This window comes from Planosporangium mesophilum (assembly GCF_016863255.1).
GTDB classification, from domain to species: domain Bacteria; phylum Actinomycetota; class Actinomycetes; order Mycobacteriales; family Micromonosporaceae; genus Planosporangium; species Planosporangium mesophilum.
Genome location: NZ_BOON01000032.1, coordinates 20955 through 34992, shown reverse-complemented (window position 1 = coordinate 34992; position 14038 = coordinate 20955). Strand labels below are relative to the sequence as shown.

Annotated in this window: 16 protein-coding genes; 6 read left to right on the top strand and 10 right to left on the bottom strand. The window is 70.1% G+C overall.

From position 1 onward, the window contains the following. Window positions 1-81 precede the first annotated feature (81 nt). Window positions 82-702, bottom strand: a complete 621-nt coding sequence (locus tag Pme01_RS17190) for an L-threonylcarbamoyladenylate synthase (RefSeq protein WP_168116032.1) — start codon at window positions 700-702, stop codon at window positions 82-84. Window positions 703-819: 117 nt separating this feature from the next. Between Pme01_RS17190 and Pme01_RS31805 the strand changes: the two genes are divergently transcribed. Next, window positions 820-1230, top strand: a complete 411-nt coding sequence (locus tag Pme01_RS31805; RefSeq protein WP_203935690.1) for an SEC-C metal-binding domain-containing protein — start codon at window positions 820-822, stop codon at window positions 1228-1230. Here Pme01_RS31805 and Pme01_RS17180 read toward each other — a convergent pair. Beyond that, on the bottom strand, window positions 1163-2413 hold the full coding sequence (locus Pme01_RS17180) for an HNH endonuclease signature motif containing protein (protein WP_168116031.1): 1251 nt from the start codon (window positions 2411-2413) through the stop codon (window positions 1163-1165). The two genes, Pme01_RS31805 and Pme01_RS17180, sit on opposite strands and share 68 nt — an antisense overlap. Window positions 2414-2588: 175 nt before the next feature. Between Pme01_RS17180 and Pme01_RS17175 the strand changes: the two genes are divergently transcribed. The 4 genes from Pme01_RS17175 to Pme01_RS17160 all read left to right on the top strand — a co-directional run bounded on the left by Pme01_RS17175 (window position 2589) and on the right by Pme01_RS17160 (window position 6452). Continuing rightward, a complete protein-coding gene (locus Pme01_RS17175) occupies window positions 2589-3566 on the top strand; it encodes a phosphotransferase family protein (RefSeq protein ID WP_168116149.1) in 978 nt (325 codons plus the stop codon). 52 nt (window positions 3567-3618) lie between these two features. Continuing rightward, complete coding sequence (locus Pme01_RS17170) at window positions 3619-4107, top strand: SAM-dependent methyltransferase (RefSeq protein ID WP_203935689.1); 489 nt, start codon at window positions 3619-3621, stop codon at window positions 4105-4107. 64 nt (window positions 4108-4171) lie between these two features. After that, entirely contained in the window at window positions 4172-4594 is a 423-nt protein-coding gene (locus Pme01_RS17165) for a YchJ family protein (protein WP_168116030.1), read from the top strand. Window positions 4595-4709: 115 nt separating this feature from the next. Further along, window positions 4710-6452, top strand: a complete 1743-nt coding sequence (locus tag Pme01_RS17160) for a pyruvate dehydrogenase (RefSeq protein WP_168116029.1) — start codon at window positions 4710-4712, stop codon at window positions 6450-6452. Window positions 6453-6460: 8 nt separating this feature from the next. On the opposite strand, the gene yut is transcribed toward Pme01_RS17160, so the two are convergent. Genes yut through Pme01_RS17120 form a run of 8 tightly spaced genes read right to left on the bottom strand, consistent with a single transcriptional unit; the run spans window position 6461 to window position 12946 of the window. Beyond that, window positions 6461-7510, bottom strand: a complete 1050-nt coding sequence (gene yut / locus Pme01_RS17155) for an urea transporter (protein WP_168116028.1) — start codon at window positions 7508-7510, stop codon at window positions 6461-6463. A gap of 58 nt (window positions 7511-7568) precedes the next feature. Beyond that, window positions 7569-8471, bottom strand: a complete 903-nt coding sequence (locus Pme01_RS17150; protein ID WP_239088287.1) for an urease accessory protein UreD — start codon at window positions 8469-8471, stop codon at window positions 7569-7571. Window positions 8472-8475: 4 nt separating this feature from the next. After that, window positions 8476-9156, bottom strand: a complete 681-nt coding sequence (gene ureG, locus Pme01_RS17145; RefSeq protein ID WP_168116027.1) for an urease accessory protein UreG — start codon at window positions 9154-9156, stop codon at window positions 8476-8478. An 11-nt stretch (window positions 9157-9167) separates the two neighbouring features. Further along, the gene (locus Pme01_RS17140; protein WP_168116026.1) at window positions 9168-9851 is read right to left on the bottom strand and encodes an urease accessory protein UreF; all 684 of its coding nucleotides are present in this window, start codon (window positions 9849-9851) and stop codon (window positions 9168-9170) included. Between the two features lie 3 nt (window positions 9852-9854). Beyond that, complete coding sequence (locus tag Pme01_RS17135) at window positions 9855-10415, bottom strand: urease accessory protein UreE (RefSeq protein WP_168116025.1); 561 nt, start codon at window positions 10413-10415, stop codon at window positions 9855-9857. Window positions 10416-10430: 15 nt separating this feature from the next. Beyond that, window positions 10431-12149 carry an urease subunit alpha gene (locus Pme01_RS17130; RefSeq protein WP_168116024.1) on the bottom strand — a complete coding sequence of 573 codons (1719 nt, stop codon included), beginning with the start codon at window positions 12147-12149 and terminating at the stop codon, window positions 10431-10433. Continuing rightward, window positions 12146-12604 carry an urease subunit beta gene (gene ureB / locus Pme01_RS17125; RefSeq protein WP_168116023.1) on the bottom strand — a complete coding sequence of 153 codons (459 nt, stop codon included), beginning with the start codon at window positions 12602-12604 and terminating at the stop codon, window positions 12146-12148. The genes Pme01_RS17130 and ureB overlap by 4 nt, the downstream gene beginning before the upstream one ends. A gap of 39 nt (window positions 12605-12643) precedes the next feature. Continuing rightward, window positions 12644-12946, bottom strand: a complete 303-nt coding sequence (locus tag Pme01_RS17120) for an urease subunit gamma (RefSeq protein WP_168116022.1) — start codon at window positions 12944-12946, stop codon at window positions 12644-12646. 123 nt (window positions 12947-13069) lie between these two features. Here Pme01_RS17120 and Pme01_RS17115 point away from each other — a divergent pair, with 123 nt between their 5' ends. Beyond that, window positions 13070-13975 carry a haloalkane dehalogenase gene (locus Pme01_RS17115; protein WP_168116021.1) on the top strand — a complete coding sequence of 302 codons (906 nt, stop codon included), beginning with the start codon at window positions 13070-13072 and terminating at the stop codon, window positions 13973-13975. Window positions 13976-14038 lie beyond the last annotated feature (63 nt).

The window sequence follows — 14038 nt, the reverse complement described above, 5'->3', positions numbered from 1 at the left end:
CGTGACGGTCGCTCGGTCGTGACTCGCCGGGTGGCTCGACTCGTGCCTCGGGTCGAGCCTCCCGGTGACCGCGCGCCACGGTTACTCGAAGCGCGACGGATCGCCGGCTCCCCGGCGCAAAATCTCGGGCTCGGGTTGCGACAGATCCACCACGGTCGTCGGCTCCGTTCCACAGTCGCCCGCGTCGATCACCGCGTCAACGAGGTGATCCAGTCGCTCCTTGATTTCCCACCCCTGAGTCATCGGCTCGTCCTCGCCGGGCAGCAGCAGGGTGCTCGACAGCAACGGCTCGCCGAGTTCGGCCAACAGCGCCTGCGCGACCGGATGCCCGGGGACGCGTACCCCCACCGTGCGCTTCTTGGGATGCAGCAGCCGGCGCGGCACCTCCGGGGTGGCCGGAAGAATGAACGTGTAGCTGCCCGGAGTGCACGCCTTGACCAATCGGAACGCCGAGTTGCTGACCTGGACGAACTGGCCGAGCTGAGCGAAGTCTCGGCATACCAGCGTGAAATGGTGCCGTTCGTCGAGGTGGCGGATTTCCCGGATCCGGTCCCGCCCCTCCCGGTTGCCCAGCTGGCATCCCAGCGCGAAGCACGAATCCGTGGGGTACGCGATCAACCCGCCGCCTCGGACCAGTTCGACGACCTGCCGAATAGAACGGGCCTGCGGGTTGTCCGGGTGTACGTCGTAGTACCTCGCCATACCTGCGAGCCTATGATCCGGCCACCGCGGGTGCCCGAGGAGGATGGTCCGGAGCACGAGGCCGGTGCCGCGCACCCATCCCCTCAGGAGGAGAGGGCCGACCGGTCACAGTGAGGAGTGGCCAGACGCACCCCACCTCGGACGGCAGCAGCAGACCCGACCTCACCCTGCCCCTGCGGGCTCGGCCAGCCCTACGGTGAGTGCTGTGGGCCTCTTCACCGGGGGCAGGCCACGGCACCGACGGCGGAGTCACTCATGCGCTCCCGCTTCAGCGGTCCACATTGGCCGGTCGGTTATGGCCAATCAGAGCGTTACGGACACAGAGCGTTAGCGACACAGAGCGTTAGCGACACAGAGCATTACGGCCAATCAGAGCGTTTTCGCGACAGTGATGCCGCTCGGCCGTGCGGTATCGCCGGGCGCCTGGTCTGGACCCGCGTGGCCGGCGCCGGTTCGCTGCTCACTCGCGTCGGTGGTAGCGGTTGCGCCGGGGTTTCTGCTCGGGGTCGAGGTAGGCGGGCGGGATGAAGTCGGGGAACCCGTCGCCGGGGTTGATCCGCACCCGCCAGTCGCCGTGGTGGATGAGCCGATGGTGATGCCCACAGAGTAGGACCGCGTTGTCGAGCGCCGTCGTTCCGCCGTCTGCCCAGTGCATCACATGATGTCCGTCGCACCAGCGGGCCGGACGATCGCATCCCGGGAACGCGCAGCCCTGGTCCCGCAGCACGAGGGCCCGGCGCAACGAGGCGGTGAACAGCCGCTGCTGGCGGCCGACGTCGAGGACCTGGCTGTCGCTGCCGAGGACCGCCGGCAGGAGCGCCGCGTCGCAGGCCAGCCGCCGGGCCGCCGTCGCCGACACCAGGTGGCCGTCGTCGAGCATCGCCGAGCCCAGCCGGTCGCGCAGGGTGTCGAAGCCGACGGTGATCACCACCTGGGGCCGGTCGCCGCCGTTGGCGGGCAGCTCGGTACACGCCGCAGCCAGCCGGCACACCTCGACCAAGGCGTCGGCGCGCCGCTGCCCCGGCGTCCGCACGTCCCCGGCCCCGCCACCACGCGGCGCGCACAGCGGATCCAGCGCCGCGGTCACGACCGCGGCGGCCGCCCGGTCCAGCCAGCCGGTCACCCGCACCCGCGCCTCACCCGCCACGTCCGACAGCCGCAACTCCCGCCCGACATACGCCCGCTCCTCGGCGCGCTCCAGCGCCGCCAGCTCGCGGGCCTCGGCCTCCTCCGGCGCGACCATCTCCAGGATCCGCCCGCCCAGGGCCTTCAACTGCTTCGGCCCGAACTCGGCCGCGTCCCCGGCCAGCCGCTTGTCCGCCCGCTCCCGGAACTCCACCGGCACGGCGGCCACCGCATCGGCGATCACCCGCGCCTGCTCGACATTCACCCGACCCTCGGCCAGCGCCGCCGCGGTGACCGGGCAATCCGCATCCAGCACCCGCGCCAGCCCGACCTGGGCGGTGGCGGTACCCGGACGCACCCGGTACCGGTCGGCCAGCCACGCCACCGTGCTCGTCGCACCCTGAACGGCGGCGACGCCGAGCGCGTCGGCCTGCCGGACCAGCGCCAGCTGCAACGCCGCCACCTGCTGGACGATGACGTGCACCTGGTCCAACTGCTCGACCACCGCCGACGGCGAGCAGATGAACGGCACCGACTCCAGGTGCTCCTTGAGCACCCGGCTCAGCCCGGCCAACCGCTCATCCACGCGTCCAAAATAGAGCGCGGGTACGACAGTTCTCTCGAACGTCTGTGCTACTCGTCGGCTTTCTGTGGGTGGGTTTACGGTGACCCCCTAGGCAGAGGTAGATCAGCCCAACTTGATTGCCGGACTCCACCCCGCCGGGCAGCATGTCGGGGATCGAAATGACGGGGAGGCGATCATGACCCGTGTATTCCTGCAGCCGGGTGACTTGCACGACTTCGTGGCCGAGCAGTTCGGCGCTGACCGGCGGCTCACCGCGCTGGATCGACTCACCGGCGGCACCAAGAAGGGCGTCTATCGGCTCAGGCTCGACGACGCGACTACCGCGATTCTGTACGTGTGGGCGGCGGGCGAAAACTACTGGCCACCGTCGCCTACGGTCACGGACGACCCCTTCACCGACGCCTGCGGTGCGGAACTCTTCGCTGTGAGCCATGCGGCGCTTACTGCCGCAGGCGTGCGTATCCCGCGACTGTTCATGCTGGACCGCGACGGCCGGTACCTCGGCGCGGACATCGCGCTGGTGGAGGACGCCGGCGCGCTGCGGCTGGAGGCGTTGATGGAGCGCGACCCGGTCGCGGCCGCCGCGCCGCTGTCCGCGCTCGGCGACACCTTGCGCCGAATGCTCACCGCGACCGGCCCGCACTACGGCAAGCTCGCGCTCATCGCTCGCGGCGAGGCATCCCAGACTCGACGCACCGAGGACATCATCGTGAACCGAGCACTGAGCCACCTCGACGCAGCGGCGGCCCGCGACGCCCGGTTGGCCGATGCGTACCACCGGATCGTCGCGCACGTCCGAGACCTTGGCGCCGCGATCACGCCGCGGGCAACATACGGGCTGGTGCACGGCGAACTCGGCCCGGACCACGTGCTGGTCACGCCGGGCGGCGAGCCCGTGATGATCGACTTTGAGGGGTTGACCCACTTCGACGTCGAGTGGGACCACGCGTGGCTGCAGATGCGCTTCGGCGACGCGTACCCGGCGCTGCGGCCGGTCGACCTGGACGCCGACCGGCTGGCGCTCTACCAGTACGCGCAGGTGCTTTCGCTGATCGAAGGCCCGCTGCGCATCGCGGACACCGACTTCCCGGATCGTGATTGGATGCTCGGCCTGGCCGAGTGGAACATCAACAAGGCGCTTGCCGCGGTCTGAGTTCACCCAAAACCATTAGCCATGATCGACGCCGGTTACTAGGGTCCGGCCGGTGACTGATGCACCCACTCTTGGTACGGGTTCCCGCCTCGACTTCGCGGCGCCCCTTCCGGCTGAACGGGCGGATCGGCTCGTCGCTGATCTGGCCGCCCTGAAGCCGTCTACAGTGATCGACCTCGGCTGCGGCTGGGGTGAACTGCTGCTGCGCATCTTGGCCGCCTGCCCGGGCGCGCGCGGCGTCGGAGTCGAGATCCACGGTCCTGATGTGGCGCGGGGACGCACCAACGCGGCCGCACGGGAGTCGTCCGACCGGGTGCCGCCGGGTTCCGGCCCCTGCGGATCGAGACCGCCACCCGTGGCGAATGGGGAGGAGTTCGAATCCGGGATGGTGGCCGACGTGGAGGAGTGGCTGCTGTCCCACGGCGACCATCCCGAGGCCGACGAACTGCGGGCCAAGCTCGACGCGCAGCGCAACATCTGGCTGCGCGGCCACCGCGACGTCATGGGCTTCGCGTACCTCACGCTCGGGCGCGTTTCATGAGCCGGCCCGAAACAGTTTCATGAGCCGGCCCGAAACAGCGGCACCCGGTTGGTCACAATGAGGAGTGGCCAGACGCACCCCGCCCCGTAGGGCAGCAACCGATACGACACCAACCGCCCCGTGTCCTTGCGGCCTCGGCCAGCCCTACGGTGACTGCTGCGGACGCTTCCACCGGGGGCAGGCCACCGCGCCCACGGCGGAGTCGCTCATGCGCTCCCGCTTCAGCGCGTTCGCCGTCAACGATGCGGCGTACCTGCTCCGGACCTGGCATCCGACAACCAGACCGCCCCGCATCCGGCTCGACGTGCAGCAGCGATGGTCACGACTGGACGTCCTCGGCGCGACCGGCGGCGGACTCCTGGACACCGAAGGAACCGTCGAGTTCCGCGCCCACTACAGCGTGCATGGACATCGGGGTGTACAGCACGAGCGCAGCCGCTTCGTACGTGACGCCGGCGCCTGGGTCTATCTGGGCCCCGTCGGGTGAAGCCAACACGCGAGAGATCTTCATAACCAAGGGGCCGCAGACCAGGCCGCCCGGCCGGGGTTACATGAGATCGCGCCGGGAAGGGTGCGGAGACGAGCAACCGAGGGTGGTCGTCATGGCCAGACGCACCGTAGCCGACCAGTTCATCGAGATTCTGCTCGCCGCGGGCGTACGCAGGATGTACGGGGTCGTGGGTGACAGCCTCAACCCCGTCGTCGACTCGGTTCGCCGGCACTCCGGCATCGACTGGATCTCGGTCCGTCACGAGGAGACCGGCGCGTTCGCGGCCGCGGCGGAGGCCCAGATCACCACCGGGCTCGGCTGCTGCGCCGGGAGTGCCGGCCCCGGCCACGTCCATCTCGTCAACGGCCTGTACGACGCGCACCGGAGCATGGCGCCGGTCATCGCCCTGGCCTCGCACATCCCCAGCACGGAGCTCGGCACCGGGTACTTCCAGGAGACGAACCCGACCCTGCTGTTCGCGGACTGCAGCTACTACTGCGGAGTCGTGACCCACACCGAGCAGGTGCCGCGGGTCGCCCAGATCGCGGTACAGGAGAGCATCGGCCGGGGGGGCGTCTCCGTCGTCGCGATGCCCGGAGACATTGCCGGCAAGGAGGCCAGCGGCGAGTACCTGGAGCACACGTACCGGCTCGCCCAGCGGCCGGCGGCGCGCCCGTCCGAGGAGGTGCTCGACGAGTTCGCCGGCCTGGTCGACCGGGCCCGGCGCGTGACGCTGTTCTGCGGCCGGGGGGTTGCCGGCGCCCGCGACGAGGTGCTCGCCCTCGCCGAGAAGCTCAAGGCCCCCGTCGGGCACTCGCTGCGCGGCAAGGAGTGGATCCAGGCCGACAACCCGTACGACGTCGGGATGAGCGGGCTGCTCGGATACGGCGCCTGCCACGACGCCATGTACGGGTGCGACCTGCTCGTGCTGCTGGGCACGGACTTCCCGTACGTGCAGTTCATGCCGACCGAGCCGAGGATCGTGCAGGTCGACCTGGCACGGGAGCGGCTGGGCCGCCGCTCGCGCCTGGACCTCGGCGTCTGGGGCGACGTCAGGGAGACGCTCGCCGCGCTGCTGCCCCGGGTCGCGGAGAAGAACGACCGCTCGTTCCTGGACCGGATGCTGCGCCGCAACCGGCAGCTGGTGGACCGGGTCAACGTGTACACCCGGGGCGTGGACGGTCGCCGGCCGATCCACCCGGAGCAGGTGGCCGGCGCCCTCGACGAACTCGCCGACGACGACGCTGTCTTCACCGTCGACACCGGAATGTGTACGGTCTGGGCCGCCCGCCACATCTACCCGCGCCGGGCCCGCCGCATCATCGGCTCGTTCAACCACGGCACCATGGCCAACGCCCTGCCCCACGCCATCGGAGCGCAACTGACCGACCGCCACCGGCAGGTCATCTCGATGAGCGGCGACGGCGGGTTCACGATGCTGATGGGCGACTTCCTCACCCTGCTCCAGTACGACCTGCCGGTGAAGATCGCGCTGTTCGACAACGGCTCGTGGGGCATGGTCGAGCTCGAGATGCTCGTCTCCGGCCTGCAGCCGTACCAGACCAGGCTGACGAACCCCGACTTCGCCGCGATCGCGAGGGCTGCCGGCGCGACCGGCATCCGGATCGAGGACCCCGGCGACGTACGCGACGGGCTACGCGAGGCTCTGGCCACCCCCGGCCCGGCCCTCGTCGACGTGGTCACCGACCCGAACGCCCTCTCCATGCCGCCGAAGATCACCGCCGAGCAGGTCAAGGGGTTCGGGCTGGCCTTCAGCAAGATCGTTCTCTCCGGGGACGTCGACGCCGCCCTGGACATGGCGCGCGCCAACATCAGGAACGTGCCGAGGCCCTGACCGTACACTTAGGATGGTCGTCCCCGGCGCTCGTCGACGACGCGGGGGTCGACGATGTCGTGTTCGGGCAGTTCACGGTGCGTCGTCGGCGCCAGATCACGCTTGGGCAGCAGGAACAGCCAGGTCGCGAAGACGAACGGCGCGGTGAGCGCGGGGATACCCAGCGGCGACAGCGCGGTGTTGAGCGCCGCGTGAATGACGACCGTGACGACGACGCCGAGCAGCGTGTACAGCGCTACCCGCCAGGTCGGGCGGTAGAAGACGCAGCCCAGCGCGACGGCGGTCAGGACCGCGCTGAACCCGTACAAGCCCACCGCGACGGCCTGCCCGGAGGTGCCGAACACCAGCGCGACGAGGGTACTGACCACGGCGCCCGCGACGGCGACGGCTGCCGCCCAGAGCGAGTTCACCGCCAGCGCGACCAGGATGAGCACACCGGTGACCCAGTTGGCGAGCAGGAAGACCTCCGAGACGTCCTTGAGCAGACTGGGCGTCAGGAAGGCTCCGGTCACGTGTACCTGGGCGGCCCTCGGGTCGACGCCGTGCGGCAGCGTCGGTGGGCCGAGCGCGCCGCTCGTGATCCTGGCGAACTGGTACGCGCCCAGTAGCAGGAGCCACGTCGTCAGGACGAACGGGAAGGTGAGCGGCGGTACGTCCCAGGTCCGCAGCACGTTGCCCACCGCCAGCGTCACCACCGTGGTGGCCGCGACGCCGATGACGAGGTACACCCACATCATCGGAGTCGGTCGCAGGAAGATCGGAACCGCGAGGCCGGTCAGCAGCGGGTTGAATCCGTAGAGACCGTCACGGAGGGGCTCGCGCGGCACCCTGAGCAGCATCGCCGTGACCGTGCCGAGCACCAGCCCGAGAATCGCGCCGATCGCGGCCTGCGGAACCCGGCCGGCGATCGCGCCCCAGCACACGGCGACGAGGATGATCAGGCCCGTCAGCGGATTGTTCTGGAGAAACACCTGGGACGCTCCGCGCAGGTTCAGGTCGACGAAGCGGGCCAGCGGGTGGCGGTCGGCCGCACGCCGCCACGATTCTCGGATCTCCATCGCGTTCAGCGCCTCCTGTCTCCCTCACCGCACTGTCTCCCTCACCGCACTGTCTCCCTCACCGCCACGGGAACCGGGCCGGTGCCGGGCGGCCCATGATGGCGAGCCGGGCGGTCGACCAGAACTCGCGCACCGTCGCCCGTACCGGCTCCGACTCCATCCCCAGGACCTTGTAGCTGAGCCCGGCGCCGTTGGGCAGCCGGCTCGCACCGGCCGCCCACCCGTCGGCGTGCTCCCCCACCGCCGGCATCCGCGCGAGTACGCGTTCGGTACCGGCGACCGAGGTGAGCAGCAGGACGTTGCCGAGCACGTGGAAGCCGCCCATCACGCCGGGCCGAGCGGGGCTTGAGCGCGCCGGTTCGACCAGGAATTTCTCGGCGAAGAGCTCCCTGCCACCGGGCCGGTCGACGCTCAAGCCGGACGAGTACAGGTCGTACGCGAACACCTCGCCGCCCCGGTAGTGCTTGCGCCCGGGCATGAGAATCTCGGCGTACAGCAGGGTCGCGCTCTCCGGTAGACAGACGCTGGTCCGGGCGACAAACCGGCTGTGCCGGTACGGGATGACCGGCTCGGGGAGGTACTCCAGGTAGGCGTCGTCGTGCAGGACGATGCGCTGGGCCTGCGACGCGTAGTTCGCGTCCATCTCCTGGATCCTCGTGGCGGCCTGGGTCGTCACATGTGCCCGGCAACCCGCCGCCAGCTCCGTCTCCACCTCGTACCTGTCCCCCTGCACCACCCCGCCGGCCGTGTCGACGATGACGACGCAGGCGAGGTCCGGTAGCTCCTCGTCCCAGTACAGCGCCTGCTGCACCAGCAGCGGCGCGCGCCGTTGGAGCGTGACCAGAGCGGTCCGCGCGCCGCGGCGGGCGAAGCCGAGGCGCAGGAAACCGTTCTTGCCCGGCGTCCCGCTGGGCATCTGCGCCGGCTCATCGCCATAGGGCGCCAGTTCGGACACCGTCACGTGCTCACGTCCGGTCCGAAGCGGGCAGTGGTGAAGCGGGCAGTGGTGAAGCGGGCAGTGGTGAAGCGGGCAGGTCGAAGAGGGCGTCCCGCCGGAGGAGGGCGACCAGCCGGTCGATCCCCTCCCCGGTCCGGCAGTTGGTGAAGGCGACCGGCCTGTCCCCCCGCAGGGTGGCCGCGTCCCGCGCCATCACCCCCAGGTCCGCGCCCACGTACGGCGCGAGGTCGACCTTGTTGACGACGAGGAGGTCCGACCTGGTGATGCCCGGTCCGTCCTTGCGCGGGATCTTGTCGCCGGCGGCGACGTCGATGACGTACACGAAGAAGTCGACGAGCGCGGGACTGAACGTGAGCGTGAGGTTGTCACCCCCGCTCTCGATCAGAACGACATCGGTGTCGGGGAAGCGAGCCTCCATCTCCTCGACGGCGGCCAGGTTCATGCTCGGGTCCTCCCGCACCGCCGTGTGGGGGCAGGCGCCCGTCTCGACCCCGACGATGCGCTCCGGTACCAGGACGCCGTCGAGCGTGCGCCGTACGTGCGCGGCGTCCTCGGTGGTCACCACGTCGTTGGTGACGACGACCATCCTCAGCCCGCGCTCCACCAGGCGCGGCACCAGTGCCTCGATGAGCGCCGTCTTCCCGCTGCCGACCGGACCGCCGATCCCGATGCGACTCGCCTTCTTCATCGCTCCACCGATCAGCTCATGAACATCCGGACGTGGGCGCGCACATGGTTGGCCGCCAGCACGTCCACCTGCGGCGTGAACGCGGACATCTCGGCCGGGGTCAACCCCGACGCGTACCGGTAGTCGTCGGCTACGGACCCGTCGACGGCGTACAGGACCGCCTGCCCGTCGAGGTGGTGCAGCGGCATCAGGCGCAGCGCCGCGCCCAGCATCATCACCGCGACGCCGTGCTGGTGTACCGCGAACGCGTGCGCCTCCGGCACACCGAGCTCACCGAAGAGCACGCCGAGCCCGGCCGGGTACGTCCCCGGGGTGGCCTCCTCGGTGACCGCGCGCAGCCACCCGCCGAGCGTGCCGCCACCCACGATCCGCGCGCCCGCCTGCGCGAGCTTGTGCCCCATGCGCACCGTCATGGCGCGCAGTTCCTCGTTCGGCTTGCGGGCGTAGAGCGCCCGGTCGGCCGCCCGGGCCCGGTACGGGTCGCCGCTTCGGGTGCCGCGGTGGGCCTCGAGGAGCGCGACGCCGTCGCTCGTCGCCGCGGCGCGGGTCGCCGTCCGGACGAACGCGGCGAGCGTCGGCGGGTCGCGGACCACCCGTCCGGAGATCGCGGCCTCCAGGCCGTTGGAGAAGGTGAACCCGCCGACCGGGAACATCGAGTCGCCGAACTGGAGTGCGCGCAGAAGCTCAGAGATCATTTCTCACCCGGAATGGGTATGCGGCGGGTCCGCGCCGCCGACTGCCGCTTCCTTGTCGGCTCCGCCGAACAGCTGTCGGGCCTCACCCGCTGTCAGGTCCGCGACGACCTCGGCGCCGGGCGCGAACCGGTAGCTGACGCCCGGGAACGCGTGGGTACGCATCACCGAGTCCAGCACCGCCCGGTCGACGGCGACCGGTACGTAGATCCGCGCTCCCTTCACGACCGCGGGCCAGTGCTGATTGCCCAGCGCGTGCCCCACCTCGACGGCAGTCTTCACAGAATCATCCGTGGGGTGCAGGTCCACGACCATCACCTCACCCAGTTCCACCCGGGCCACGATCGCGGTACCGGCGGCGCGGTCCCAGTACAGGATGTCGCCGTCGCGCAGCCGGCAGTCCCGGTCCAGCGAGAGCGCGACCTCGGTACCGCCCTCGGTCGTCTTGCGCAGCCGGTGCTTCTGCGCCTCCCACCGGTCGAGCACGAGCGTGTCGACCTTCACCGCGTCGAGCTGCGCGAACCGGCCCGGTTCGTCCAGGTTGCCGATGACGGCTTCGATGAGCATCGGACTCGACAGGCATCAACTGAAGAAGTAGAGCTGGTTGAGCGAGATCGACCGGGCGGGCGGCACCGTGGCGTGCTCGCCGTCGACGATCACCGCGTAGGTCTCGGGGTTGACGTCGATGTCGGGGGTGCGGTCGTTGCGTACCATCTCCCGTTTGCTCAGCGTGCGGGTACCGCAGACCGGCAGCACCCGGCGGCGCAGCCCCAGCCGCTGCGCCACGCCGTTGTCGTACGCGGCCCGCGACACGAACGTCACGCAGGTCTCCGGCAGCGCCTCGCCGTACGAGCCGAACATCGGCCGGTAGACCACCGGTTGCGGGGTGGGCAGCGAACCGTTCGGGTCGCCCATCACCGACCAGTTGATCAGGCCACCCTTGATGATCCGCCTGGGCTTGGCCCCGAAGAACGCCGGTTCCCACATCACCAGGTCCGCCAGCTTGCCCGGCTCGATCGAGCCCAGCACGTGAGCGATGCCCTGGGTGAGCGCCGGATTGATGGTCATCTTCGCCACGTACCGCAGGACCCGGAAGTTGTCGTGGCCCTCGGCGTCCTCGGGCAGCTTGCCGCGGACCGCCTTCATGGCGTCCGCCGTCTGTACCGTTCGCAGCCAGTTCTCGCCCACCCGCCCCATGGCCTGCGCGTCGCTGCTGACCATGGAGATCGCCCCGATGTCCTGCAGGACGTTCTCGGCGGCGATCGTCTCGGCCCGGATCCGGCTCTCCGCGAACGCCACGTCCGACGGGATCGTCGGGTTGAGGTTGTGGCAGACGACGATCATGTCGTACAGCTCGGCCTGCGAGTTGATGCCGTACGGCAGCGTCGGATTCGTGGAGCTGGGCAGGACGTTCAGCTCCCCGGCCACCTTGATGATGTCGGGGGCGTGCCCGCCACCGGAGCCCTCGGTGTGGTACGTGTGAATGGTCCGACCCTCGAACGCGGCGACCGAGTCCTCGACGTACCCGCTCTCATTGATCGTGTCGGTGTGGATCGCGACCTGGACGTCGAAGTCGTCAGCGGCGCTCAACGCGGCCCGGATCGCGTCCGGGGTCGACCCCCAGTCCTCATGGATCTTGAAACCGGCCGCGCCGGCCATGACCTGCTCGTCCAGCGGCGCCCGGCCGGCGCAGTTGCCCTTGCCCAAGAGCCCGACGTTGACCGGCAGGCCCTCCACCGCGCGCAGCATCATCTCGATGTTCCACACCCCGGGGGTGACCGTGGTGGCCTTGCTGCCGTCGGTGGGCCCGATCCCGCCGCCCACGAACGTGGTGACGCCGTTGCTGAGCGCGTGGTGGACCTGCTGCGGCGAGATGTAGTGGACGTGGGTGTCGATCCCGCCCGGGGTGAGGATCATGTGCTCGCCGGAGATCGCGTCGGTCGCCGTACCGATCACCAGACCGGGCGTGACGCCCTCCATGGTGCTGGGGTTGCCGGCCTTGCCGACGCCGACGACCTTCCCGTCCTTGACCCCGACGTCCCCCTTGACCACCCCGAGGACCGGGTCGACCACGGTCACGTTCGTGATGACCAGGTCGAGGGCGCCGCCCGCCGAGGTCGTCTGATTGTCCTGGGCCATACCGTCGCGGATGGTCTTCGTACCACCGAACACCGCCTCGTCACCCAGGACGCGCAGGTCCCGCTCGATCTCGACGTAGAGGTCGGTGTCCCCCAGGCGGATCTTGTCACCGACGGTCGGGCCGTACAGGTCGACATACTGCCGGCGGGAGATCTGGCTCATGTGCCTTCCTCACCTGGCACCATGAGGAACCCGCGGAACGCGACGCGGGCGATGGCCTCGGGCTTGTGCGGCTGGTACCCGGGCCTCGGTCCGGTACCGGTCCAGCCCTGCACCAGGCCGTTGAAGCCGTACACGCGCTGCCGGCCCGCGAACCGCACCAGCCCGACGGTCTTCCGGTCGCCGGGTTCGAAGCGGATGGAGGTCGCGGCCGGGATGTCCAGCCGCATCCCGAACGCCGCCTCGCGGTCGAACGCGAGCACCCGGTTGACCTCGAAGAAGTGGAAGTGCGAACCGACCTGGACCGGCCGGTCCCCGGTGTTGGTGACCTCGATCGTCACGACCTCCCGCCCCGCGTTGAGCTCCAGCGGCTCGGCGGCGAGGACGTACCCGCCGGGCGGTACGTAGTGGGGCGCCTCCCCGAGCTTGGGGACGGCCTCGGATGGTGTTTCGGGCATGACGAACCCTCACTGGTGGGGCCGTGCTACTGGATCGTCCTACTGAATAGGGCCGTGCACCGTGACGAGGCGGGTTCCGTCAGTGAAGACCGCCTCGACCTGGACGAACCGCGCGAGGTCGGCGACGCCCTCCATCACGTCCGACCTGGTCAGCGCCGTGCGCGCGGTCGCCATCACCTCCTCCAGGGTCTTGCCCTCCCGGGCACCCTCCAGGGCGGTCGCGGCGATGATCGAGACCGCCTCCGGATAGTTGAGCTTGAGACCCTTCGCCTTACGCGCCTGCGCGATCTGGGCCATGGACAGGATCTGCAGCTTGTCCAACTCTCGGGGCGTCAGGTACATGACGGTCCTTCCGGACGGTGCGCCTGCGTCGGTCCGCGTCCGTACGACGGCAGAAGGGGTCCGTGCCCGCTGCGCGGGAGAATATGCGTCAGCCGCCTGCCCCATTCGTGGCAACATGATCCGATGCGAGTACTACGCACGCCCGAGGACCGCTTCACCGACCTGCCGGACTTCGCCTACCCACCGCGGTACGCGGACGTCGACGGCGTCCGGATGGCCTATGTGGAGGACGGGCCGTCCGACGGCGAGCCGGTCCTCCTGCTGCACGGCGAGCCGAGTTGGTCGTTCCTGTACCGCACGGTCATGCCGGTGCTCGCCGCGGCCGGGCTGCGCGCGATCGCCCCGGACCTCATCGGGTTCGGCCGGTCGGACAAGCCGGCGGAGCAGGAGGCCCACAGCTACGCCCGGCACGTGGAGTGGGTACGGTCCTTCGCCTTCGACGCCCTGGACCTGCGCGACGTGACCGTGGTCGGGCAGGACTGGGGCGGCCTGATCGGGCTGCGGCTGGTGGCCGAGCACCCGGACCGGTTCGCCCGGGTGGTGGCGGCCAACACCGGACTGCCCACCGGGGACCAGCCGATGCCGGAGATCTGGCACCGGTTTCGGGACGTGGTCCGCTCGGCGCCGACACTGCAGGTGTCGCGACTGGTTCAGGCGGGCTGCCAGACCGACCCGCCCGAGGAGGTGCTCGCCGCCTACGACGCGCCGTTCCCGGACGAGAGCTACCTGGCCGCGGTGCGCGTGATGCCCAATCTGGTGCCGACCTCACCCGACGATCCCGCGACGCCGGCGAACCGCGCCGCCTGGCAGCAACTGTCCACCTGGGACAGACCTTTCCTGGTGGCCTTCAGCGACGGCGACCCGATCACCGGCGCGATGGCCCCGGTACTCCAGCGCACCGTACCCGGCGCCGCCGGCGTCGAGCATCCGGTCATCGCGGGCGCGGGTCACTTCCTGCAGGAGGATGCCGGGCAGCGGCTCGGCGAGGTGATCGTCGAGTTCGTCCGGCGGTACCCGACAACCGCTTGACCTCGACCTCGGTTGAGGTTCTACGGTCAACGAGGATGGTCGGCCGGAACCGCGGGGGTATGC

Excerpts from the sequence above, each read along its gene's own strand:
- Pme01_RS17160 (WP_168116029.1), top strand. The coding sequence starts at position 4,710 with ATGGCCAGACGCACCGTAGCCGACCAGTTCATCGAGATTCTGCTCGCC.
- Pme01_RS17130 (WP_168116024.1), bottom strand. The coding sequence starts at position 12,149 with ATGAGCCAGATCTCCCGCCGGCAGTATGTCGACCTGTACGGCCCGACC.
- yut (WP_168116028.1), bottom strand. The coding sequence starts at position 7,510 with ATGGAGATCCGAGAATCGTGGCGGCGTGCGGCCGACCGCCACCCGCTG.
- Pme01_RS17120 (WP_168116022.1), bottom strand. The coding sequence starts at position 12,946 with ATGTACCTGACGCCCCGAGAGTTGGACAAGCTGCAGATCCTGTCCATG.
- Pme01_RS17140 (WP_168116026.1), bottom strand. The coding sequence starts at position 9,851 with ATGATCTCTGAGCTTCTGCGCGCACTCCAGTTCGGCGACTCGATGTTC.
- Pme01_RS17175 (WP_168116149.1), top strand. The coding sequence starts at position 2,589 with ATGACCCGTGTATTCCTGCAGCCGGGTGACTTGCACGACTTCGTGGCC.
- ureB (WP_168116023.1), bottom strand. The coding sequence starts at position 12,604 with ATGCCCGAAACACCATCCGAGGCCGTCCCCAAGCTCGGGGAGGCGCCC.
- Pme01_RS17190 (WP_168116032.1), bottom strand. The coding sequence starts at position 702 with ATGGCGAGGTACTACGACGTACACCCGGACAACCCGCAGGCCCGTTCT.
- Pme01_RS17135 (WP_168116025.1), bottom strand. The coding sequence starts at position 10,415 with ATGCTCATCGAAGCCGTCATCGGCAACCTGGACGAACCGGGCCGGTTC.
- Pme01_RS17115 (WP_168116021.1), top strand. The coding sequence starts at position 13,070 with ATGCGAGTACTACGCACGCCCGAGGACCGCTTCACCGACCTGCCGGAC.
- ureG (WP_168116027.1), bottom strand. The coding sequence starts at position 9,156 with ATGAAGAAGGCGAGTCGCATCGGGATCGGCGGTCCGGTCGGCAGCGGG.